This is a genomic window from Nocardiopsis sp. FIRDI 009 (genome assembly GCF_003386285.1).
Lineage (GTDB): Bacteria > Actinomycetota > Actinomycetes > Streptosporangiales > Streptosporangiaceae > Nocardiopsis.
This window is the reverse complement of the sequence record NZ_QPNC01000014.1, coordinates 19,082-40,407: the sequence shown is the minus strand read 5'-3', so window position 1 is coordinate 40,407 and position 21,326 is coordinate 19,082. Positions and strand designations below refer to the sequence as shown.

19 protein-coding genes and 1 tRNA gene are annotated in these 21,326 nt (G+C 71.5%); 6 read left to right on the top strand and 14 right to left on the bottom strand.

Annotated elements, in window-relative coordinates; all coding sequences use genetic code 11:
• Positions 1-6: 6 nt before the first annotated feature.
• Positions 7-1,050: a VWA domain-containing protein gene (locus DVR05_RS11815; protein ID WP_116245906.1), complete on the top strand. Its 1,044-nt coding sequence runs from the start codon at positions 7-9 to the stop codon at positions 1,048-1,050.
• An 18-nt stretch (positions 1,051-1,068) separates the two neighbouring features.
• Here DVR05_RS11815 and DVR05_RS11810 read toward each other — a convergent pair whose 3' ends face one another.
• The gene (locus DVR05_RS11810; RefSeq protein WP_116245905.1) at positions 1,069-1,881 is read right to left on the bottom strand and encodes a GntR family transcriptional regulator; all 813 of its coding nucleotides are present in this window, start codon (positions 1,879-1,881) and stop codon (positions 1,069-1,071) included.
• A 7-nt stretch (positions 1,882-1,888) separates the two neighbouring features.
• Positions 1,889-2,617 (bottom strand): GntR family transcriptional regulator, encoded by a 729-nt coding sequence (locus DVR05_RS11805; protein WP_116245904.1) that lies wholly within the window; start codon positions 2,615-2,617, stop codon positions 1,889-1,891.
• Between the two features lie 281 nt (positions 2,618-2,898).
• Between DVR05_RS11805 and DVR05_RS11800 the strand changes: the two genes are divergently transcribed.
• Complete coding sequence (locus DVR05_RS11800) at positions 2,899-3,132, top strand: hypothetical protein (protein ID WP_116245903.1); 234 nt, start codon at positions 2,899-2,901, stop codon at positions 3,130-3,132.
• A gap of 90 nt (positions 3,133-3,222) precedes the next feature.
• Here the strand turns inward: DVR05_RS11800 and DVR05_RS11795 are convergent, their stop codons facing one another.
• The 3 genes from DVR05_RS11795 to DVR05_RS11785 form a co-directional block, all read right to left on the bottom strand.
• Positions 3,223-4,368, bottom strand: a complete 1,146-nt coding sequence (locus tag DVR05_RS11795) for a cystathionine gamma-synthase (RefSeq protein WP_116245902.1) — start codon at positions 4,366-4,368, stop codon at positions 3,223-3,225.
• An 83-nt stretch (positions 4,369-4,451) separates the two neighbouring features.
• Positions 4,452-5,192, bottom strand: a complete 741-nt coding sequence (locus tag DVR05_RS11790) for an acyltransferase (RefSeq protein WP_116245901.1) — start codon at positions 5,190-5,192, stop codon at positions 4,452-4,454.
• Positions 5,193-5,332: 140 nt separating this feature from the next.
• Complete coding sequence (locus tag DVR05_RS11785) at positions 5,333-6,700, bottom strand: cystathionine beta-synthase (RefSeq protein WP_116245900.1); 1,368 nt, start codon at positions 6,698-6,700, stop codon at positions 5,333-5,335.
• A gap of 310 nt (positions 6,701-7,010) precedes the next feature.
• Here DVR05_RS11785 and DVR05_RS11780 point away from each other — a divergent pair, with 310 nt between their 5' ends.
• From DVR05_RS11780 to DVR05_RS11770, 3 genes are all read left to right on the top strand, one after another.
• A complete protein-coding gene (locus DVR05_RS11780) occupies positions 7,011-8,120 on the top strand; it encodes an SGNH/GDSL hydrolase family protein (RefSeq protein ID WP_116245899.1) in 1,110 nt (369 codons plus the stop codon).
• A gap of 97 nt (positions 8,121-8,217) precedes the next feature.
• The gene (locus DVR05_RS11775) at positions 8,218-9,438 is read left to right on the top strand and encodes an acetyl-CoA C-acetyltransferase (protein ID WP_116245898.1); all 1,221 of its coding nucleotides are present in this window, start codon (positions 8,218-8,220) and stop codon (positions 9,436-9,438) included.
• Positions 9,439-9,639: 201 nt separating this feature from the next.
• Positions 9,640-9,891: a DUF4287 domain-containing protein gene (locus tag DVR05_RS11770; protein ID WP_116245897.1), complete on the top strand. Its 252-nt coding sequence runs from the start codon at positions 9,640-9,642 to the stop codon at positions 9,889-9,891.
• A 76-nt stretch (positions 9,892-9,967) separates the two neighbouring features.
• On the opposite strand, the gene DVR05_RS11765 is transcribed toward DVR05_RS11770, so the two are convergent.
• From DVR05_RS11765 to pruA, 3 genes are all read right to left on the bottom strand, one after another.
• On the bottom strand, positions 9,968-10,915 hold the full coding sequence (locus tag DVR05_RS11765; protein ID WP_116245896.1) for a Bax inhibitor-1/YccA family protein: 948 nt from the start codon (positions 10,913-10,915) through the stop codon (positions 9,968-9,970).
• Positions 10,916-11,066: 151 nt separating this feature from the next.
• Positions 11,067-11,993, bottom strand: coding sequence for a proline dehydrogenase family protein (locus tag DVR05_RS11760; protein WP_116245895.1), 927 nt, complete (start codon positions 11,991-11,993; stop codon positions 11,067-11,069).
• A 167-nt stretch (positions 11,994-12,160) separates the two neighbouring features.
• Positions 12,161-13,786 carry an L-glutamate gamma-semialdehyde dehydrogenase gene (gene pruA / locus DVR05_RS11755; protein ID WP_116245894.1) on the bottom strand — a complete coding sequence of 542 codons (1,626 nt, stop codon included), beginning with the start codon at positions 13,784-13,786 and terminating at the stop codon, positions 12,161-12,163.
• 222 nt (positions 13,787-14,008) lie between these two features.
• Here pruA and DVR05_RS11750 point away from each other — a divergent pair, with 222 nt between their 5' ends.
• Positions 14,009-15,796, top strand: a complete 1,788-nt coding sequence (locus DVR05_RS11750; RefSeq protein WP_116245893.1) for a PucR family transcriptional regulator — start codon at positions 14,009-14,011, stop codon at positions 15,794-15,796.
• A 46-nt stretch (positions 15,797-15,842) separates the two neighbouring features.
• On the opposite strand, the gene DVR05_RS11745 is transcribed toward DVR05_RS11750, so the two are convergent.
• The 6 genes from DVR05_RS11745 to eno all read right to left on the bottom strand — a co-directional run bounded on the left by DVR05_RS11745 (position 15,843) and on the right by eno (position 21,204).
• Positions 15,843-15,916, bottom strand: a tRNA-Leu gene (locus DVR05_RS11745).
• Positions 15,917-16,038: 122 nt separating this feature from the next.
• Entirely contained in the window at positions 16,039-17,418 is a 1,380-nt protein-coding gene (locus DVR05_RS11740; RefSeq protein WP_116245892.1) for an NAD(P)/FAD-dependent oxidoreductase, read from the bottom strand.
• Positions 17,419-17,787: 369 nt separating this feature from the next.
• Positions 17,788-18,765, bottom strand: a complete 978-nt coding sequence (locus DVR05_RS11735) for a Ppx/GppA phosphatase family protein (protein WP_116245891.1) — start codon at positions 18,763-18,765, stop codon at positions 17,788-17,790.
• Complete coding sequence (locus DVR05_RS11730; protein WP_116245919.1) at positions 18,762-19,367, bottom strand: DUF501 domain-containing protein; 606 nt, start codon at positions 19,365-19,367, stop codon at positions 18,762-18,764. Before DVR05_RS11730 ends, DVR05_RS11735 begins: the two co-directional genes overlap by 4 nt.
• Positions 19,368-19,407: 40 nt before the next feature.
• Positions 19,408-19,779 carry a septum formation initiator family protein gene (locus DVR05_RS11725; RefSeq protein ID WP_116245890.1) on the bottom strand — a complete coding sequence of 124 codons (372 nt, stop codon included), beginning with the start codon at positions 19,777-19,779 and terminating at the stop codon, positions 19,408-19,410.
• A gap of 141 nt (positions 19,780-19,920) precedes the next feature.
• The gene (gene eno, locus DVR05_RS11720) at positions 19,921-21,204 is read right to left on the bottom strand and encodes a phosphopyruvate hydratase (protein ID WP_116245918.1); all 1,284 of its coding nucleotides are present in this window, start codon (positions 21,202-21,204) and stop codon (positions 19,921-19,923) included.
• Positions 21,205-21,326: the final 122 nt, after the last annotated feature.

Sequence of the window (21,326 nt, the reverse complement as noted above, 5' to 3'; positions counted from 1 at the left end):
GCAGGCATGAGGTTCCGGTACCGGGCCTACACCGGCGGCCCGGACCCGCTGGCCGACCCCGACCCGCCTTCGCGGGAGGAGCGGGTCGAGACCGTCGCGCTGGAACGCCTACGGGCGCGGGAGGTCGACGGCGACGGTGAGGGCGGGGGCGTCCGGGCCAGCCCCGCGGGCGGGTCGCTGAGCGGCGGCCTCCTGGCCCCCCCGGACCGGAACGGCCACGGCCTGACCCCCCGTGAGCTGCGACGGCTGGGTGAGACGGCCCTGCGCGACATCGAACGTTCGGCGCGGGGCCCCGGCGGCGGGCACCCGGGCGGCGGTGGCCGGGGCGGTGATCCCACCGGGGCGCACACGCCCCGCGAGGCGGGCGACGACCGTCCTCTCGACCCGGTGGCGACCGTCCGCGCGGCGGCGCTGCGCCGTGCCGTGTCCCCCGGGCCGCTCCTGCGCGCCGGGGACCTCCGCGTCGCCCAGACCGAACCCGTCGGCGCGGCGGCGGTGTCGTTGCTCGTCGACCTCTCGCACTCGATGGTGGAGCGCGCGCTGCACACGGCGGCCACCCGGACCGCCCTGGCCCTGCACACCCTGGTCCGCACCCGTCACCCGGACGACCGGATCCAACTGGTCGGTTTCGGGGAGAGCGCCCGCGAGCTCACGCCCGCCCGACTGGTCGCGCACGAGTGGCGGCGGACCCCCGGCACCAATCTGCACCACGCGCTGCGCCTGGCCCGGGGACACGTGCGGCGCCATCGCGGCCTCAGGCCCCTGGTGCTCGCGGTCACCGACGGGGAGCCCACCGCCCACCTGGGCGGGGACGGCCGTTCCCGGTTCGCGTGGCCGCCCGACCCGCGGACCGCCGAACTCACCCTGGCCGAGCTGGACCGGCTGCTGCGCGAGGGCGCGGAGGTGGTGTTCTTCCTGCTCGCCGACGATCCCCGACTGCGCGACTTCGCCGCCGAGATGGACCGGCGGCGGGCGGTACGGGTCGTGCGCGCCGACGCCGAGGCCCTGGGTCCGCTGGTGGTGGACCGGTACCTCGGGCGTCGCGGCTGAGCGGCGCGGGGGCGGCGCTCAGAACTCGAAGACGTTGACGTCGGAGGCCAGGACGAGCAGCTCCTCCGGGGCGTCACCGCCGGAGTAGAGGAGCTGGTGGCGGTTGGCGGGCATGATCGTCTCGGTGAAGCGCAGCGTGACGTTCCCGGCGTAGGCCACGCGCTCCTGGACGAGCAGCGGGATGCCGGGGCCGAGTCCGAACGCCTCGGCTTCGTCGGGCGCCGGCATGCGCGCACCGACGACGTCCCAGTTCCAGGTCTCCGCATAGCCCAGGTCGCGCAGGGTGGCGCTGACCCCCTGGGTGAGGCGTTCGGGAGACATCAGCGGGGTGTTGTTGGCGATGGTGTAGGGGAGGTAGGTGACCTGGGACTGCCAGAGTCCGCCCTCGACGAAGCGGTCGCAGGAGCGGATGACGACGAGACCGCCCTGCGGGGTGTCGGGGTCGGCCTCCGGGCGCAGGCGCTTGGCCACGCGCGGGCGCATGGTGTCCAGGCTGACCTTGATGCTCTCGTGGATGTTGTGGTATCCGGCGTCGCGCAGGTGCGGCTGGTAGCCCTCCTGGAACCGCTCGGAGTCCGAGCCTCCGGAGACGGGTGTGGCCAGGTGGACGATGGGCCGGTGGTCGGCGGCGTAGGATCCGCGTCCGGCGCGGATGGCGATACGCCCCTCGTCCTGGAGGATGCGCATCCCCATCCGCGCCGTGGCGCGGGAGACGCCGAACCGCTCCGCGAGTTCCTCCTCCCCCGGCAGACGCTCGCCGGGCTTGTACTCGCCCCTGGCCAGCGCCTCGCGCAGGTGGTCGGCGACCACTGTCTTCTTCGACGTGCTCATGCTGTGCTCAGTCCCGGTGGTAGGCCTTGAGGTTGCCGTGTTCGAACTGGTATCTGATGCTGTGCCCCGCGTAGACGGTGTGTACCACGCGGATGGGGCGCTCCTCGGAGTAGTCGGTGCGGTGCACGTTCAGCACGGGGACACCGGGGGGCAGTTCGAGCTGGGACGTCTCCTGGGGCGTGGGCATGCGGGTCTCCACCTCGTCCACCCAGCCCGCCTGGCGGTGACCGTGTTCCATGAGGACCTCCAGGGCGCTGTCCACGTCCTCGGGGAGCATGAGGGCGGTGTCCTGGACGAGTTCCATGGGGTAGTAGGCCGAGCTGATGGATCCGGAGACGTCCCCCGAGAAGCGGTACATGCGGCGAACGACGGTCATGTCCCCCTCGGGGACGCGGAGGCGGCTGGCGATGTCCGGGGTGGCGCTCAGGAGTTGGAGTTCCTCCAGGGTCTGACCGGCCAGGGCGGACTCGTTGAGGCCCGTGCGCTGGGTGGGCCGGGTGGCGTAGAAGGTCTCGGGGACGACGTTCTGGACGAAGTGTCCGCGCCCGGGCCTGCTGAGGATGAGCCCCTGGTTGCGGAGCATGCCCAGGGCGAGGCGGACGGTGTTGCGGGAGGCCTCGAAGCGCTCCTCCAGCTGCTTCTCCGAGGGGAGCTGTCCTCCGGGGGGAAGGGTGCGTTCCTGGATCTCACGGCGCAAGACCCGGGCGATCTGTCGATATCTACTCTCTGCCCGCATAAGTCCACCCTCAGGGGGGTAATAATCCAACACGTTCGCTTGTACCAACAAGGTGATCGCAACACCAACAGAACACGTACAGCCGGGTCACCTGGATCCATCTTAAACGAAGGGCACCCTCAGTACACGGCCCCCGGACCCGGAGCCGGAGGAGACCGTCCGCGGTCATCGCCCCCGCCGACCACCGAGGACACGGAAAGACCTCGTGGACACACGCGAAACCCCCTCACCAGGTGAGGGGGGAGTCAGCGGAACTGCACCGTCAGCCGTGAGGAGAACACATGATCCCCCTCGTCATCGCGTTCGTCGGCCTCGTCCTCCTGGGCCTGGCCGCGGGGTTCCTCCTGGCCATCTCCATCGGGATCCGCCGCCAGGACCGCCGCCGCGGCTTCCGCTCCCTGCGCGAGGAGGACGACAACAACGTCCTGTCCCGCGCGGGAAGCCTCGTCGTCGGCCTGCGCTTCGCCAACGACACCCGCTCCCCCGAGCAGGAGCGCACCCCCAGCACGGTCTGACGCGCCTGTCCCGGTCCGCCGCTCGGCTTCGGACCGTGTTCGGCCACCCGAACGGCGAACCCCTCAGGCGGCTGCCCCAGGAAACGGTCCCTAGTCCTCCAGGGCCCGGAGCAGGTCCGCCACCAGGTCGTCGCCGGACTCGATGCCGACGGAGATCCGGACCAGGTCGGCGGGCACCTCCAGCGGGGAACCCGCAGTGGAGGCGTGCGTCATCCGCCCGGGGTGCTCGATCAGGGACTCGACCCCGCCGAGCGACTCCCCCAGGGTGAAGACCTCGGTGCGCTCGCACAGCCGCAGCGCCGCCTTCTCCCCGTCCCGCAGGGCGAAGGAGACCATCCCGCCGAAGGAGCGCATCTGCCGCTCGGCGAGCTTGTGCCCCGGGTGACCGTCCAACCCGGGGTAGTAGACCCGGCGGACCGCCGGGTGCCCCTCCAGCTCGGCCGCGATCCGCTCGGCGTTGGCGCTGTGCCGGTCCATCCGCACACCCAGGGTCTTGATCCCCCGCAGCGTCAGCCAGGAGTCGAACGGCCCCGGCACGGCGCCCATGGTGTTCTGGTGGAAGGCCAGCCGCTCACCCAGGTCGGCGTCGGCCACCACCAGGGCGCCGCCGACCACGTCGGAGTGCCCGCCCAGGTACTTGGTTGTGGAGTGCACGACCACGTCCGCGCCCAGCGTCAGCGGCTGCTGGAGGTAGGGCGAGGCGAAGGTGTTGTCGACGACGTACAGCGCGCCCGCGTCGTGCGCGATCCGCGCGACCGTCTCGATGTCGGTGATGTTGAGCAGCGGGTTGGTGGGCGTCTCCGTCCACACGACCTTCGTGGTGGGACGCACCGCCGCGCGCACGGCCTCGGGGTCGGTCTGGTCGACCGCGTCCCAGGACACGCCCCAGCGCTCGACGACCTTGGAGACCAGGCGGAAGGTGCCCCCGTAGGCGTCGCCGGGGATGATGATGTGGTCGCCGGGTGACAGGACCGTGCGCAGCAGTGTGTCCTCGGCGGCCATGCCCGAGGCGAAGGCCAGCCCCCGGACCCCGGACTCCAGCGCGGCCAGGCACTCCTCCAGGGCGGCGCGGGTCGGGTTGCCCGTGCGCGAGTACTCGTAGCCCTGGCGCAGACCGCCCACACCGTCCTGGGCGTAGGTGCTCGTCTGGTAGATCGGCACCACCACGGCCCCGGTACCGGCGTCCGGTTCCTGCCCCGCGTGGATGGCCAGCGTTTCAAACCCCTCGAACGTCATGGGGTCACAATAGCCGCCGTACCCCCCGTGAACCTCACGTTTCACATGGGTCGGAGCACGACGGAGCCGTGCTCCCCGCTTCCTCAGGCGGGCGGGAACCTGGTGGCCGACCCCGGTTCGGGCGGCTCGGTCGGCGCCTCGGGCGGCAGCCCCGTGGCGGGGGTGGGCACCCTGGTGGGCGTACCGGACTCGCGCATCGGCGGGTCCCAGCCGAGTTCGGGGTCGTGGGTGCGCACGACCCTGCCGGGTACCCCGGCGAGGACGCTGTGGTCGGGGTAGCGACCGGGGCGGACCACGGTGCCCGCCGCGACGACGCAGTTGCGGCCGAGGTGGACACCGGGCAGGATCACCGCGTTCGCACCGATCCAGGTGCCGTCGCCGATGCTCACCGGGTCGTCGACGGGCCACTGGAGGCCGACGGGGATCTCGGTGTTGGCGTAGGAGTGGTTCTGGTCCGTGATGTAGACGTAGGGGCCGGTGTAGACGTGGTCACCGATGTCCACCGACCTGTGCGCGACGATGTGCGAGCCGCGACCGATCGCACAGCCCGAGCCGATCCGGACGACGGTGTCGGGCCCGAGGTCGTAGTCCGGCCCCATGCCCGCGGCCAGGGTCATGTCACCGCCCAGCACGGTGTGCACGCCGATCTCGATCCACGGCTCGCCGTAGAGGGTGGCCGTGGGGAAGGCGATCGCGGAACCCGCGCCGAAGCGCGCGAACTTCCGCGCGGCCTTGGAGTCCGCGCGGATTTCGGCGTTGCTCCGCGCGTACGACCAGGCGGAGCGGATGATCCAGGACAACAGCCGCGACACGCGAGCTCCCATGTATTACCTGCCAGTAACGTTGTCGCGAAGGGTAGCAGTGTCCGAGTATGCGACGCTCCGTCCGGTCCGCACACGGCGGGGCCCCGAACCGCGCTCGGTCGAACGCGGCCGGGGCCCCGGATGCGGTGCGGTCGCCCGCCTCAGCCGGACAGGTGGGCCAGCAGGTCCTGGCGGGTGAGGATGCCCACCGGTCGGCCGTCGCGCAGCACCACCAGCGCTCCGGAGCCGCGCAGCAGCCGCACGCAGTCGCTGACCGGCGTCCCCGTGCCGACCGTGGCCAGCGGCTTGCCCATGTGCGTCTCCACGCTGTCGTCCAACTGGGCGCGCCCGTCGAAGAGCGCGTCGAGGACGTCGCGCTCGGCGATGGAGCCGACCACCTCGGCCGCCATAACCGGCGGCTCCTCCTTCATCACCGGCAGCTGGGAGACGCCGTACTCGCGCATGATCGCCACGGCCGTCCCGATCGACTCGTGCGGGTGGGTGTGCACGAAGTCGGGCATCTCACCGCCCTTGCCGCCCAGCACCTGGCCCGCGGTGGCCTCCTCGGTCTCGGCCGACAGGAAGCCGTAGTCGGCCATCCACTCGTCGTTGAAGATCTTGCCGAGGTAGCCGCGGCCACCGTCGGGCAGCAGGACGACGATGACGTCGTCGGGGCCCGCGTCCCGGGCCACACGCAGGGCCGCCTCGACCGCCAGGCCGCAGGATCCGCCGACCAGCAGCGCCTCCTCGCGCGCCAGGCGGCGCGTCATGAGGAAGGATTCCTTGTCGCTGACGGCCACGATGTCGTCGCAGATCCCCGTGTCGTAGGTGCCGGGCCAGATGTCCTCGCCCACGCCCTCGACCAGGTAGGGGCGGCCCGACCCGCCCGAGTACACCGAGCCCTCCGGGTCGGCGCCGACCACCTTCACCCGCCCGCCGGAGACCTCCTTGAGGTAGCGGCCGGTGCCGCTGATCGTCCCGCCGGTGCCGATGCCCGCCACGAAGTGCGTCACGCGGCCCTCGGTCTGCTCCCAGATCTCGGGTCCGGTGGAGTGGTAGTGGGACTCGGGGTTGTTCCGGTTCTCGTACTGGTTGGGCTTCCACGCCCCGGGGATCTCCTCGGCGAGCCGGTCGGAGACCGAGTAGTAGGAGTCGGGGTGGTCCGGAGCGACCGTGGTCGGGCAGACCACGACCTCGGCGCCGTAGGCGCGCAGCACCGCCAGCTTGTCCGGGCCCACCTTGTCCGGGCAGACGAAGACGCAGCGGTAGCCCTTCTCCTGCGCGACCATCGCCAGCCCGATACCGGTGTTTCCGGAGGTCGGCTCGACGATCGTGCCACCGGCCCTGAGCTCGCCGCTCTTCTCCGCCGCCTCGACCATGCGCAGGGCGATGCGGTCCTTCACCGAACCGCCGGGGTTGAAGTACTCCACCTTGGCGAGGATGGTCGGCGCGAGCCCTTCGGTGACCTTCCGGAGTCGCACCAGAGGGGTGTCCCCCACCAGGTCGATCAGTGAGTCGTGTACCCGCACTGTGGGCTCCCTCAGCATCGCGGCGGCCGGATCCGTCGGCCCGCCTGGTCCTTCGCCCCGGTCGCGCCTTCCGGGGCCGTGGGCCGGTCTGGCCCACCACACCTCGACCCTAATCCGTTCCCGCGCCGTTCGCGCCGTTCACACCGGGTGTCGACACCGCCGACCGTCACGCGCGGGCTCGAACCGGCTCACCGGACGGCGCGGATCGTGTGCCGCCCGGGGTACGTGACCCGGGGCCGCCGCGGTTGTAGCCTCGGGATCGAACCGGCCCGCCCCAGGGCGGACGGAGACCAGGCCCGGGGGTGGTCCGATGCTGCGAGCCGCACGCGCACGGCGCATCGCCGCCGCCACGGCGTTCGGCGGCGGCGGGGTGACGCTCGTGGGCGCGGGCACCGTCGCCCTGCTCTACCTCCAGGCCCGGCTCGCACGGCGCGCGGTCGGCGTCACCGACTGGGACCGGCCCTGGGTGAACGGAATCCACGGCGCCGGTGACGGGCCGCCGCTGCGGATGCTCATGCTGGGCGACTCCACCGCGGCCGGGTTCGCGGTCGCCGAGGCCGCGCAGACGCCCGGGGTGCTGCTGGCGACGGGGATCGCGCACGCGGCCGACCGGCCGGTGCTGCTGCGGTGCACCGCCTCCCCCGGAGCGACCTCCGCCGACCTGGCCGCCCAGGCTGAGGGGGCCGGGGCGTTCGAGGACGCCACCCGCTTCGACGTGGCGATCGTCTTCATCGGGGCCAACGACGTCATCCGCCGGGTCCGCCCGAACGACGCCGTCGAACAGCTGCGCGACCTCACCCGCCGCCTCGTCGACCACGGCACGGAGGTGGTCGTGGCGACCTGCCCGGACCTGGGCACCGTCCGGCCGATCGGATGGCCGCTGCGGTCGGTCGCACGGCGCGCCTCACGCCAGCTCGCCGCCGCCCAGACCATCGCGGTCACCGAGGTCGGCGGGCGCACGGTGTCGTTGAGCGACCTCCTCGCCGACGACTTCCGGTCCGACCCTGGGTCCATGTTCGGGCCCGACCGATTCCATCCGTCAGCCCTCGGGTACGCCCAGGCCGCCTCCGCCGTCCTGCCCTCGGCGTGCGCCGCGCTCGGCCTGCTCCCCGAGGTCGGGGAGATCGGACGTCCCGAGGGGATCCTGCCGGTGGACCGCGCGGCGGTCGTGGCCGCCGAGACCGCGGGCACCGAGGTCTCCCGGGTCCCCGTCGAGCATTCGGGCAGGCGGGGGCGCTGGGCGGCGCTGATCAGAGCCCCCTTCCGCCCCCGCGGGACCCGCGGGGAGGCTGCCGAGGGGACCGGGTCCGCGGACCGGACGGTCGAGACGGCCGGCCGGACCACCGGGGAGGGAACCGCCACCCGGGGCGGCGCGCCAAGGCCGACCCCGGGTGGCGAGGGCGAGGGCCCGAGATGTTAACTGGTCAGTAACAAGACGCGCCGCGAGGTCGAGGCAGGCGCCCGGCCACCCGACGGAGCGTCACCGCAGCACCCCGACACCGAATGGGACGAAGCACATGCCCGAAGCAGTCATCGTCGCCACCGCGCGCTCCCCGATCGGCCGCGCCTTCAAGGGTTCCCTGAAGGACATCCGCCCCGACGACCTGACCACCCAGATCGTCGGCGCCGCCCTGGCCAAGGTGCCCGAACTCGACCCCAAGGACATCGACGACCTCATGCTGGGCTGCGGCCTCCCCGGCGGCGAGCAGGGCTTCAACATGGCCCGCATCGTCGCCGTGCAGCTCGGGCTGGACACCGTCCCCGGCACCACCGTCACCCGGTACTGCTCCTCGTCCCTCCAGACCACCCGCATGGCCTACCACGCCATCAAGGCGGGCGAGGGCGACGTGTTCGTCTCCGCCGGCGTGGAGACCGTCAGCCGCTTCGCCCACGGCAGCAGCGACAACCCGCAGAACGAGAACCCGATCTTCGCCGACGCCAAGGCCCGCACCGAGAAGCGCGCCGAGGGCGGCGCAGAGGTCTGGACCGACCCGCGCGAGGACGGCGCCCTGCCCGACGCCTACATCGCGATGGGCCAGACCGCCGAGAACGTCGCCCAGATCACCGGCGTCTCCCGCCAGCGGCAGGACGAGTTCGCGGTCCGCTCGCAGAACCTCGCCGAGAAGTCCCTGGACAACGGCTTCTGGGAGCGCGAGATCACCCCGGTGACCCTCCCGGACGGCACCGTGGTCAGCACCGACGACGGCATCCGCCGCGGCACCACCTACGAGAAGGTCAGCCAGCTCAAGCCGGTGTTCCGCCCCGACGGCACCGTCACCGCGGGCAACGCCTGCCCCCTGAACGACGGTGCCGCCGCACTGGTCATCATGAGCGACACCCGCGCCGCCCAGCTCGGCATCACCCCGCTGGCGCGCATCGTGTCCACCGGGGTCAGCGGCCTGAGCCCGGAGATCATGGGGCTGGGCCCGGTGGAGGCCTCCAGGCAGGCGCTGGCCCGCGCCAACATGGCCATCGGCGACATCGACCTGGCCGAGATCAACGAGGCCTTCGCCGCGCAGGTCCTGCCCTCCGCCGACCAGCTCGGCATCGACATCGACGCCCAGCTCAACGTCAACGGCGGCGCCATCGCGGTCGGCCACCCCTTCGGCATGACCGGCGCCCGGATCACCGGCACGCTGCTCAACGGCCTCCAGTTCCACGACAGGACGTTCGGTCTGGAGACCATGTGCGTCGGCGGCGGCCAGGGCATGGCGGCCGTCTTCGAGCGTCTGAGCTGACCCGCGCCGCACGGCCACATCCGCCCGGGTCTCCCCTCAGGAGGTCCGGGCGGAGCCGTCCGCGGGGCCGGTCGGCGCGCCCGCTGACAAACGTTCCCCCTCGCCCAAGGTAAAAGCTGGTGACCGGGGCTTGTCCAAAGCGTGATCCTGATGCAGTGTCGCAGGTAAGTGCCACACGCCAACGCGCCTCCGGAGGTGCCCATGTCGCTAACCCACTCGCCGGAGATCCACGCCAAGCTCATCGAACGCGTCCCGGCCGTGACCGGCCGCGGACTCCCCGAGTGGTTCGACGCCCTCGACAAGGGCCCGAGCCTGCTCCGCTGTTCGGACCGCTCGAACTGGCTCGCCGACGAGTACGAACTGCCGCACTGGTACGCGCAGGCGATCGTCACCGAGTACGAGCGCCGCCGCCGTAACCGCTCCATTCCCGCCCCGCGCCGCGACGGGACCTGACCCGTCGAACGGCGAAGGGGCCACCCCCGGGCGACGACCCGGGAGGCGGCCCCTCGCCACGTCCGACGCGACGCCGTTACTCGGCGAACATCGACTTCAGGATCCAGAGCAGGCGCAGGATCTCGATGTAGAGCCAGACCAGGGAGACGGTCAGGCCGAAGGCGAACTGCCAGGCGAACTTCGCCGGGATCCCGACCTGGACGCCCTCCTCGATGCCGCGGAACTCGATCGCGAGCGTCAGCGCCGCGATGACCACGAACACCAGGCTGACCCCCAGCCCCAGCAGGGTGGGCTCACGCAGGCCGAGACCGCCGGCCATGAAGAAGCTCAGCACGAAGTTGACCAGCATCAGGGCGGCGGCGCCGAGCACCGCGAAGGTGACGGCCTTGACGAAGCCGTCGGTCACCTTGATGATCCGGAACTTGTACAGCGCCAGCATCACGGCGAACACGGCGACGGTGCCGACCACGGCCTGGGAGACCAGCGAGGCGCTCGCACCGGCGTCACCGGTGCTCGCGGCCAGCTGCGCTCCGAGCAGGGCGGAGAACCCGCCGACGAGCAGACCCTCAAGGCCCGCGTAGGTGAGGATCAGGCCGGGGCTGGTGCTCTGCTTGAAGCCGATGATCAGCCCCAGGACGAGGCCGCCCAGGGCCCCGACCACCGTCAGCAGCAGGGCGAGGCCCGGGTTGAAGCTGAAGAGGAAGTAGTTGACGGCGCCGAGGAGGGCGACCGTACCGAGCGTCATGCCGGTGCGGACGACGACGTCGTCGATGGTCATCGGCTGGGCGTCGGCGCCCTGGACCGGAGCCGCGGGGTACCCGGGCTGCGGGTGTCCGGGCTGTGCGTAGCCCTGCTGGGGGTAACCGGCCTGGGGGTACGGCTGTCCGTAGCCCGGCTGACCATAACCCTGCTGGGGGTATCCCTGCTGCGGGTACGGCTGTCCGTAGCCCGGCTGGCCGTAACCGCCGGTCCCGGACTGCTTGAGCGCCCGCTTGAGGACGGGGTTGGAACTCCGCAACCTCATGTCTCGTCATGGCCTTTCACGCGTGGTTTGCTGCCCACAAAGTAACGTATCGGCCCTCCGGCGGGTTCCCGGGGCAGGTCACCATTGCGACACGGCACGGCGCGGGGCCGACCACCGGGAGGCGCCGGCCCCGGAGCACGCGTCCGGACGGTCAGTTCCGGGTGATCACCGACCGCGCCATGAACAGGACGTTGGCCGGGCGCTCCGCCAGGCGGCGCATGTAGTAGCCGTACCACTCGTCGCCGTAGGGGACGTAGACGCGCACGCGCTTGCCCTCGGCGGCCAGCCGGACCTGCTCGGTGTCGCGGATGCCGTAGAGCATCTGGTACTCGTAGTCGTCCGCGGAGCGGCCGTTGGTCTTGGCCAGCTCCCCGGCGATGGCGACCATCCGCGGGTCGTGCGAGGCCACCATCGGGTAGCCGTCGCCCTCCATGAGGATGCGCAGGCAGCGCACGTACGCCCTGTCCACCTCGGCCTTGTCGCGGTAGGCGACGGAGGCGGGCTCGTCGTAGGCGCCCTTGCACAGGCGCACGCGCGAACCGGGGCCGCTGAGGTCGCGGCAGTCGGCCTCGGTGCGGTGCAGGTAGGCCTGCAGGACCGCGCCCACGGAGGGAAAGTCCTGCCGCAGTTCGCGCAGGATGCCCAGGGTGGAGTCGGTGGTGGTGTGGTCCTCCATGTCCAGGGTCACCGTGGTGCCGATCGCCGCCGCCGCCTCGGCGATCCGCCGGGCGTTGTCCAGGGCGATCTTCTCGCCGTCCCGGTTCAGGAACTGGCCGACCGCCGACAGCTTGACCGACACCTCGGCGCGCCCGCCCAGACCGGCCTCGCCCAGGGCGGCCAGCAGGTCCTCGTAGGCGGTCACCGTGGCGTTGGCCTGCTCCAGGTCGGTGGTGTCCTCGCCCAGGTAGTCGAGCGTGACGTAGCGGTCGGTGGTCAGCTCGGCGACCGCGGGCAGCGCCGATTCGAGGGTGGAGCCGGCGACGAACCGGGAGACCAGGCCCCGGGTGACGGGTGTGCGCTCGACGATCGTGCGGCAGGTCTTGGACCTGGCGGCGAGCAGCAGGGGCTTACGAAGCATGGAGACCTCGAAGAAGACGTGCGCGAGCCGGTGGGCTGGCGCGGACTGCGGTGACTGCCGGAGATGACCGGCCGTACCGGTGAACTCCTCGGGGGGTGTGGCCCGCCCCGCGCCGCCGGGATGGCGGCGGCGCGGGGCGGTGCGCGGACCGTGCGGGATCGACCCGACTAGTCCATGTGCGGGTAGGAGGAGGTCGTCGGGGCGACGAAGGTCTCCTTGATGGCGCGCGGGCTGGCCCAACGCGACAGGTTCTGCGCCGAACCGGCCTTGTCGTTGGTGCCGGAGGCGCGGCCGCCGCCGAACGGCTGCTGGCCCACGATGGAACCGGTCGGCCGGTCGTTGATGTAGAAGTTGCCCGCGGTGAAGCGCAGGGCCTCGGTGGCCTTGGCGATCGCGGCGCGGTCCTTGGCCAGCACGGCACCGGTCAGCGCGTAGGCCGAACCCTGGTCGACGGTCTCCAGGACCTCGTCGAACTTCTCGTCCTCGTAGACGTGGACGGCGACGATCGGACCGAAGTACTCGGTGCGGAACACGTCGTGGGAGGGGTCGGTGCCCTCGATGACGGTCGGGCGCACGAAGTATCCCACGGAGTCGTCGGCGGTGCCGCCCGCGATGATCGACAGGGTCGGGTCGGACTTGGCGTCCTCCAGGACCTTGGCGAGTTTGTCGAAGGCGCGGCGGTCGATGACGGCGCCGATGAAGTTCGACAGGTCGGTGACGTCGCCCATCCTGATCGCCTCGACCTCGGCGACGAGGTCGTCGCGGACCCGCTCCCAGACGGATCGGGCGACGAAGGCGCGCGAGGCGGCCGAGCACTTCTGGCCCTGGTACTCGAAGGAGCCGCGGACGATCGCGGTGCGCAGGACGTCGGGGTCGGCGGAGGAGTGCGCGACGATGAAGTCCTTGCCGCCGGTCTCACCGACGATGCGCGGGTAGCTCCTGTAGTTCGCGATGTTCTCGCCGACGGACTTCCACAGGTGCTGGAAGGTGCGGGTCGAACCGGTGAAGTGCACACCGGCCAGGTCCGGGTCGTTCAGCGCGATGTCGGAGACGGCCAGGCCGTCGCCGGTCACCATGTTGATGACGCCCGGGGGAAGACCGGCCTCCTCCAGCAGGCGCATCGTGAACTCGGCGGCGAACTGCTGCGTCGGGGACGGCTTCCACACGACCACGTTGCCCATGAGGGCCGGGGCGGTGGGCAGGTTGCCCGCGATGGCGGTGAAGTTGAAGGGCGTGATCGCGTAGACGAAGCCCTCCAGCGGCCGCTGCTCCATGCGGTTCCACACGCCGGGGACGCTCAGCGGCTGCTGCTCGATGAGCTGCCGGGCGTAGGAGACGTTGAAGCGCCAGAAGTCGATGAGCTCGCAGGCCGAGTCGATCTCCGCCTGCTGCACCGTCTTGGACTGGCCGAGCATGGTGGCGGCGTTGATCGTGGCGCGCCACGGGCCGGACAGGAGTTCGGCGGCGCGCAGGAGGATGGCGGCGCGGTCGTCGAAGGACATCGCGCGCCAGGCCGGGGCCGCGGCCTTGGCGGCGGCGATCGCGTCGCGGGCGTCGTCGTGGGTGGCGTTGGCCGTGGTTCCCAGGACGGCGGAGTGGCGGTGCGGCTGCACGACGTCGATGCGCTCACCGCCGCCCATGCGGCGCTCACCGCCGATGTACATCGGCAGGTCGATGCGCTCCCGGCCGAGTTCGTCGAGCTTGGCCACGAGCTCGGCGCGCTCCGCGCTGCCGGGCGCGTACGACAGAACGGGCTCGTTCTTCGGCAGCGGGACGTTGGTCACGGCGTCCATGGGCACCTCCCTGGAAAGTCTGTCCCTGTTCTACGCAGGGTTGATCTGATTCAACGCTCTCAGAACGAACGTATGGGATCCTTGTGGGACAGGCCACTCTTTGCCAGGCTTATTTGTCCAGTAGGACAAAATGGTACGTATATGAGCACAGATGCCCCACTCACCGGCCCGATCCGCCCCGGAGACGACGAGCCTCGCCTCCCCGCCGCGCACCCCGGCGTCATGCCTGGTCACTCCGGCACGTCCGAGGACGGGGGGACGGGTATCCCGCTGCGGCGACTGCTCCTCGTCGTCGGCGACCCGATCATGGACGTCGCCGCGGCGCCCGCCGGTCTTGATGTTCAGGTGGACAATGTGGTCATCCTCGACCCGGAGGACCGCACGGACGCCCGCTCGGGGGACCTCGTCCTGCTGATCGGCGCCCGCGGCGGGGCCGCCCGGCGGCTCGTCCGGACACTCGCCGAGCGCGGCGCGACGGCCGTGGCGGTCAAGACGAGCGGCCGCTCCGCGGAGGAGGTGCTGCCGCCGCCCGCCGGTGCGCGCGGGGGCCGACCCTACCGCTCCGGGGGGAAGGACGAGCTGGCCGCCCTGCGCGCCGAGGCCCAGGACGCCGGGATCGCGTTGCTCGCCGTACGGCCCGAGGTGCGCTGGGACCAGTTGCAGTCGGTGTGCCAGAACATCGTGGACGACGCCCGGCCGGGCAACCCCGACGACCTGGGCGAGACCTCCGGTGACCTGTTCTCCATGGCTCAGACGATCGCGCGGCTGACCAACGGCCTGGTAGCCATCGAGGACTCGGCGAGCCGGGTGCTGGCCTACTCGTCCGGCTCCGAGGTGGACGAGCTGCGCCGCCTGTCGGTCCTGGGCCGCCGGGGCCCGGAACCGTACCTGGCGCTCCTGCGGGAGTGGGGCGTGTTCACCAAGCTCCGGTCGGGTGAGGAGGTGGTGCGGATCGACGAGCACCCCGAACTGGGCATCCGCCGCCGCCTGGCCGTCGGCATCCACGCCGGACGCCAGCCGTTGGGGTCGATCTGGGTCCAGGAGGGGTCGGAACCGCTGTCCGAGCACGCCGAGGAGGCGCTGCTGGGCGCGGCGCGCACGACCGCGTTGCAGATGATCCGGCAGCGTACGCAGGCCAGCGCCGGGCTGCGCCTACGCGAGGACCTGCTGTCGAGCCTGCTGGAGGGGCGGATCGACGCCAGCGCGCTGGCCGACACGGTGGAGGTGCACACCGACCGGGGCGCGCTGGTCGTGGCGTTCTCCCTCACCCAGCAACCGGTGTCGGCCGGGGACACGGAGGCCGAGGAGCACGCGGAGCGGCCCGGGCCGCCCGACAGGCCCGAACGTGAACTGCGCCGCCGCCAGCTCATCGACCTGGTGTCGGTGCACACCGCCGCCTACCGGCGCAGCGCCCTGGTGACCGAGTTGGGCGGCCGGGTGTACGCGCTCCTGCCCGACCTCGTGCGCGGCAGGGAGGGGTGGCGCGGCGTGGAGCAGTCCGTGCTCGCGCTGACCCGGAAGACGGTCGCGGCCGCCCGGGCCGCGCTGGACCTGGAGGTCCAGGCGGCCGTGGGGTCGCTGGTGGAGCGGCTGGGTGAGGTCCCCGACTCCCGCGCGGAGGCCGACCGGGTGCTGGACGCGATGGGCCGCGACCTGGACCGGGGGCTGGACTGGGAGGTGGCGACCATCTCCGACGTGCGTTCGCGGGTGCTGATCAGCGAGACCCTCGCCCACCTGCGGGCGGATCCGTCGTTGCGCGACCCCCGGGTGAGCAGGCTGATCGAGTACGACCGCTCGGGCGGCGCCGACCTGGTGAACTCGCTCCTGGCCTACCTGGAGGCGTTCGGCGACGCGCGGTCGGCCGCCGAGCGGCTGCACATCCACCCGAACACGCTGCGGTACCGGGTGCGGCGGGCCGCGGCGGTGAGCGGTATCGACCTGGGCGACCCGGGCGAGCGGCTGTTCACCCAGCTTCAGTTGTTGATGGAGCACCACGGCCCGACTCGCTGACCCGGCGTCCGGCCCGGGCCGAGCCCGCGAGGGCGCGCAAGCACAGTACCCCCGGTCGGACTCGAACCGACACTTGTGACCCTTTTAGGGGGCCTGCCTCTTCCATTGGGCTACGAGGGCGAGCCCATCATACCGGCCGGGGTGATTGCCCACTTTGGTTCGGCTTGGCCGGATGGGGACACGAAACGGCCGGCTTCCCCGGGGAAGCCGGCCGTTTCGTGCGCATGAGGTGCGAGCCGGTGTCAGCTGACGCGGCGCAGGCGGCCGTCCTGGACGATCTGCGGCTCGCTGGCCTCCTCGAAGGCCTGGCGCGGCTCGACCATCTCCGGAAGCGCGGCGAAGTCGCGGCGCAGGAGGAAGGCGAGCGTCCAGTCGGCCAGCACCCGCATCTTGCGGTTGAAGGTGGGGACCGCGTACAGGTGGTAGGCGCGGTGCGCGTACCAGGCGAGGCGGCCGTTGAGCTTGACCTTGCCGAAGAGCTGGGCGGCGCCCTTGTGCAGGCCGAGCCCGGCGACGGCGCCGAGGTTCTTGTGGCGGTAGGGCTTGAGCTTGCCGCCGCGCAGGGTGGCGATCACGTTGTCGGCGAGCACCGGAGCCTGGCGGACGGCGTTCTGGGCGTTGGGCGGGTAGTAGCCGCCGTTGCCGTCGGGCACCTGGGCGTTGTCGCCGCCGGCGAAGGCGTTGTCCACACCGTTGACGGTGAGGTACTCGGTGGTGTCGACGTGACCCTTGGGACCGAGCGGCAGGTCGCTGGCGGCGACCACCGGGCTGGGCTTGACACCGGCGGTCCACACCAGCGTGCCCGCGTCGAACTCGGTGCCGTCGCTGAGCTTGATGCGCTGGTCGACGGCCGACTCCAGGAAGGTCTTGAGCCGGACGTCGATGCCGCGCTGGCGGAGCTGGTTGAGTGCCTTGGTGCCCACCTCGGGGCCGACCTCGGGCAGGATCTTGTCGGCCGCCTCGATGAGGTAGAACTGGACGTCCTCCAGGCCGATCGAGCTGTACATGCGGACCGCGTCGCGGACCAGGTCCTCCAGCTCGGCGATGGCCTCGGCCCCGGCGAAGCCGCCGCCGACGAAGACGAAGCGCAGCGCCTTGGCGCGGATCTCCTCGTCGTCGGTGGAGTCGGCGATGGCGAGCTGGTTGAGGACGTGGTTGCGGAGGTAGGCGGCCTCCTCCACGGTCTTGATGCCGATGCCCCACTCGGCCAGGCCCGGGATGGGCAGGGTCCGCGAGACGGCGCCCGCGGCCAGCACGATGTGGTCGTAGTGGATGGTCTCGGGCTCGCCGACGTTGGGCTCGTAGCGGACGGTGCGCTCGGCGTGGTCGATCCGCACGACGCGCCCGCCCAGGACGCGGACCCGGTCGAAGACCTTGCGCAGGGGGACCACGACGTGGCGCGGGGAGATGCTGCCGGCCGCGGTCTCGGGCAGGAACGGCTGGTAGGTCATGTAGGAGTTGGGGTCGATCACGGTGATACGGGCCTCACCGGCGCCCAGCTTCTTCTCCAGCCGCCTCGCGGTGTACATCCCGAGGTAACCGCCGCCGACGATGAGGACGTGCGGGATCTCCGCCTCGTCCCCTCCGCCGTGTACCAGTCGGTAGTTCCTGCTCTCGGTCATCGCATTTCCGCCCTAACGGTGTTCTGTGGCGCCCTTGCCCAGGGCAGCGAAGAGTGTCACGGTCTTCGGTCGCCCCGTCGAAACACCCGGTAGGACCCCTGCTGGACCCCTTCGGGTGTTACGACCCTGTTGCTTGTGCATTCTTTCACAAGCCCCTACCGACAGAGAAGGTTCACAGCCGTTCACCTTCTGACCACTTTGCAGCCCACGCCCATGACGTTTACGCAGGTCAGAGTGGTTGTGAATGCTTTCACAAGCCTTCCGCGGGTGACGCGTCTCACCCGTGGGAGCAGGTCAGGGGCCTTGCGGCCCCGACCCACGTGTGCCCGTTCCGGCGAGAGCGAAGCGGAGGGCCGGAACACCCACGGTCTAGCCGACCAGGCTCCAGGCGACACCGTCGAGGATGTCGTGCTCACTGGCCGTGAAGTGGTCGGCGCCCGTGCGCGCCAGCACCCGGGACAGCACCAGGGCGCCCGCGCCGATCACGTCCACCCGGCCGGGGTGCATGACCCCGATCCGCGTCCGCTCGTCGTGGGTGGAGGCGAGCAGTTCGGCGGTGATGCGTTCCAGGTCCGCGACGTCCACCCGGGTGTGGTGAATCCGCCCGGAGTCGTACTCGGGCAGGTCGAGGGCGATCCCGGCGACCGTGGTCGCCGTTCCCGCCACACACACCACCGACCCCGCCTCACGCAGCGGGACGACCTTCTCCACCTCGTCGAGCGCGGCCTCGATGTCCGCGGTGGCCGCCGCGACCTGCTCGACGGTGGGCGGGTCGTCGCGCAGGTGCCGCTCGGTCATCCGCACGCAGCCGACGTCCACCGACAGCGACGCCCGGACCAGTTCACCGTCCGGACCGCCCTCGCCGCCGAGGACGAACTCGGTGGACCCGCCACCGATGTCGACCACCAGGAACGGCGGGGTGAAACCGTTGTCCTCCGCCTCGGCCTCGAACTCGGCGGTGGCGCCCACGAAGGACAGCTCCGCCTCGTCCAGCCCGGTGACGACCTCGGGTTCGACACCGATGATCTCCCGGACACCGTCCACGAACACCTGGCGGTTGCTGGCGTCCCGGGTCGCGCTGGTGGCCACCATGCGCACGCTGTCCGGCCCCAGGTCGATCCCGTGCGCCCGGATCGCCTCGGCGTACCCGCGCAGCGCGTCGAACGTGCGCTCCAGGGCCTGGGGCGCGAAGGCCCCCGTCTCGTCGACGCCCTCGCCCAGGCGGACGATCTCCATCCGCCGGTCGACGTCGACCACCTCGACCTCGTCGCCGTCCACGTGCACGACCTCGGCGACCAGTAGTCGGATCGAGTTGGTTCCGCAGTCGATGGCCGCGACACCGCTCATGAAACGTCCTCTCCCTCGGGCGCGTCCTCATCGACACACACGCACGGTCCCCGGTCCCACCAGTCCGGGAGTTCCTCCAGCGCCTCGGCGCCGAACGGGTTGGTCCCCGGCGCCGCCAGCTCGTGGGCGACCAGGGCGTGCAGGCACTTGACCCGGGTCGGCATGCCCCCGGTGCTCTGCATGCCCTCGGGCAGCGGCTCGACACCGTCGAGCCGCGCCTGCTCGGCGCGTTCGGCCAGGTAAGACTCGTGCGCCCTGGTGTAGGCGGCCCGGAGCTCGGCGTCCTCGGCCAGCCGCTCCTGCATGGCGCGCATCCGACCCTCGTTCTCCAGCCGACCGATGGCGGAGGCGGCGCGCGGGCAGGTCAGGTAGTACAACGTCGGGAACGGCTCGCCGCTCTCCAGCCGCGGCGCGGTGCGGACCACGTCGGGCAGGCCGCACGGGCACCGGTGGGCGACCGCGCGCACCCCGCGCGGCGTACGGCCCAGCTGACGTTCGATGGCGGCGACGTCGCGCGCGGAGACCGGACCCTGTGGCCGGTCGGCGCCCTCGCTCACGGCGTCCTCGTGGTGCCCGGGGGCGGGCTGATCTGCGGAAGTCATGACGGGGCCCAGCATACGGGCATCGGAGAACGGCGGCCGCTCAGATCCCCCCGTCGGGCTGGGGGCTGTCGGCCGCCACGACCGAGCGCCACAGGGTCTCGAACCACGGCTCCGAGGGCGGCGACTCGAGCCCGTCCTCGTCCTCGTCCTGGGGGCTGATGACGATGTAGGTGATCTCGTCGGGGTACTGGTAGTGGAGCCGGGTGCGCGCCTCGCGCTCCACGTACTCGTCCCGGGTGAGCTGTTCCTCACGCTCCTGGAACGCGCGCACGCTCTCCTCCATGCGGGCGCGGTCCGCCTGGAGAGCGGCGATCTGCGAGCGTTGCAGGACGTACTCGCGCAGCGGGTAGGCCAGGCTGAGCGCGATCACGCCCACGACCAGGGCCAGGATCGCCGCGCGACTGGTGAGCATGGGCCGCACCCGCCGGGTGCGGCCCTCGCTCGTCGCCGGCGCCTCCGCGTCCCGGGCAGCCCTCTCGGTGGACCCGTCGGCTCTGGTGGCCTTCGTCGTCTTTGGGGGCTGCTGTTTGGATTCGCGGGACACTGGGGCAGACTAGCCGCGGTTGGCGAACCTCGGGAAGGCCGACACGCCCGCGTACACGGCGGCGTCGGCGAGCTCCTCCTCGATCCGCAGCAGCTGGTTGTACTTCGCGACGCGCTCGCTGCGGGCCGGGGCGCCGGTCTTGATCTGACCGGCGTTGGTGGCCACCGCGATGTCGGCGATGGTGGTGTCCTCGGTCTCACCGGAGCGGTGGCTGATCATCGCCGTGTAGCCGCTGCGCTGGGCGAGGCTGACCGCGTCCAGGGTCTCGGTCAGGGTGCCGATCTGGTTGACCTTCACCAGCAGCGAGTTGGCGGTGTCGGAGTCGATGCCGCGCTTGAGCCGCTCGGGGTTGGTGACGAACAGGTCGTCGCCGACCAGCTGGACCTTGTCGCCCAGTTCGGCGGTGAGCTTCTTCCAGCCCTCCCAGTCCTCCTCGTCGAGCGGGTCCTCGATCGAGACGAGCGGGTAGTCCGCGACCAGCTCGCCGTAGTAGGCCGCCATCTCCTCGGAGGTGCGCGGCTTGCCCTCGAAGGTGTACACGCCCTCCGAGTAGAGCTCGGTGGCGGCCACGTCCAGGGCGAGCGCGACGTCCTCGCCGGGGGTGTAACCGGCCTTCTTGATCGCCTCGACGATGAGGTCGAGGGCGGCGCGGTTGCTCTCCAGGTTCGGGGCGAAACCGCCCTCGTCGCCCACGCCGGTGCCCAGGCCGTGGGACTTGAGGACCGACTTGAGGGAGTGGTAGATCTCCGCGCCCCAGCGCACGGCCTCGGAGAAGGTGGCCGCGCCGATCGGCGCGATCATGAACTCCTGGATGTCGACGTTGCTGTCGGCGTGCGCGCCGCCGTTGAGGATGTTCATCATCGGCACGGGCAGGACGTGCGCGTTCGGCCCGCCGATGTAGCGGAACAGGGGCAGCCCGGCCTCGTCGGCGGCGGCCCTGGCCACGGCCAGCGAGACGCCGAGGATGGCGTTGGCGCCGATCCGCGACTTGTCGGGCGTGCCGTCCAGATCGATGAGCGCCCGGTCGATGAGGCGCTGCTCGTCGGCGTCGATGTTCTCCAGCGCACCCGCGATCTCGTCGTTGACGGCGGTGACGGCCTTGGTCACGCCCTTGCCGCCGTAGCGCTCGCCACCGTCACGCAGCTCGACGGCCTCGAACTGCCCGGTGGAGGCACCGCTGGGGACACCCGCGCGCGCGAAGGTGCCGTCGTCGAGCAGGACCTCGACCTCGACTGTCGGGTTGCCCCGGGAGTCGAGGATCTCCCGCGCCTGTACTGACTCGATGGACGCCACGGTCACTCTCCGTATCTTGGTTGGTCGGACCACTGGTTCTGGACCCGACACGAGGGTAGCGACCCCACCCCCCGCACCGCGCGCCCACCCGGCCGGATTGGTCTAGCCCACCACCGCCCGGG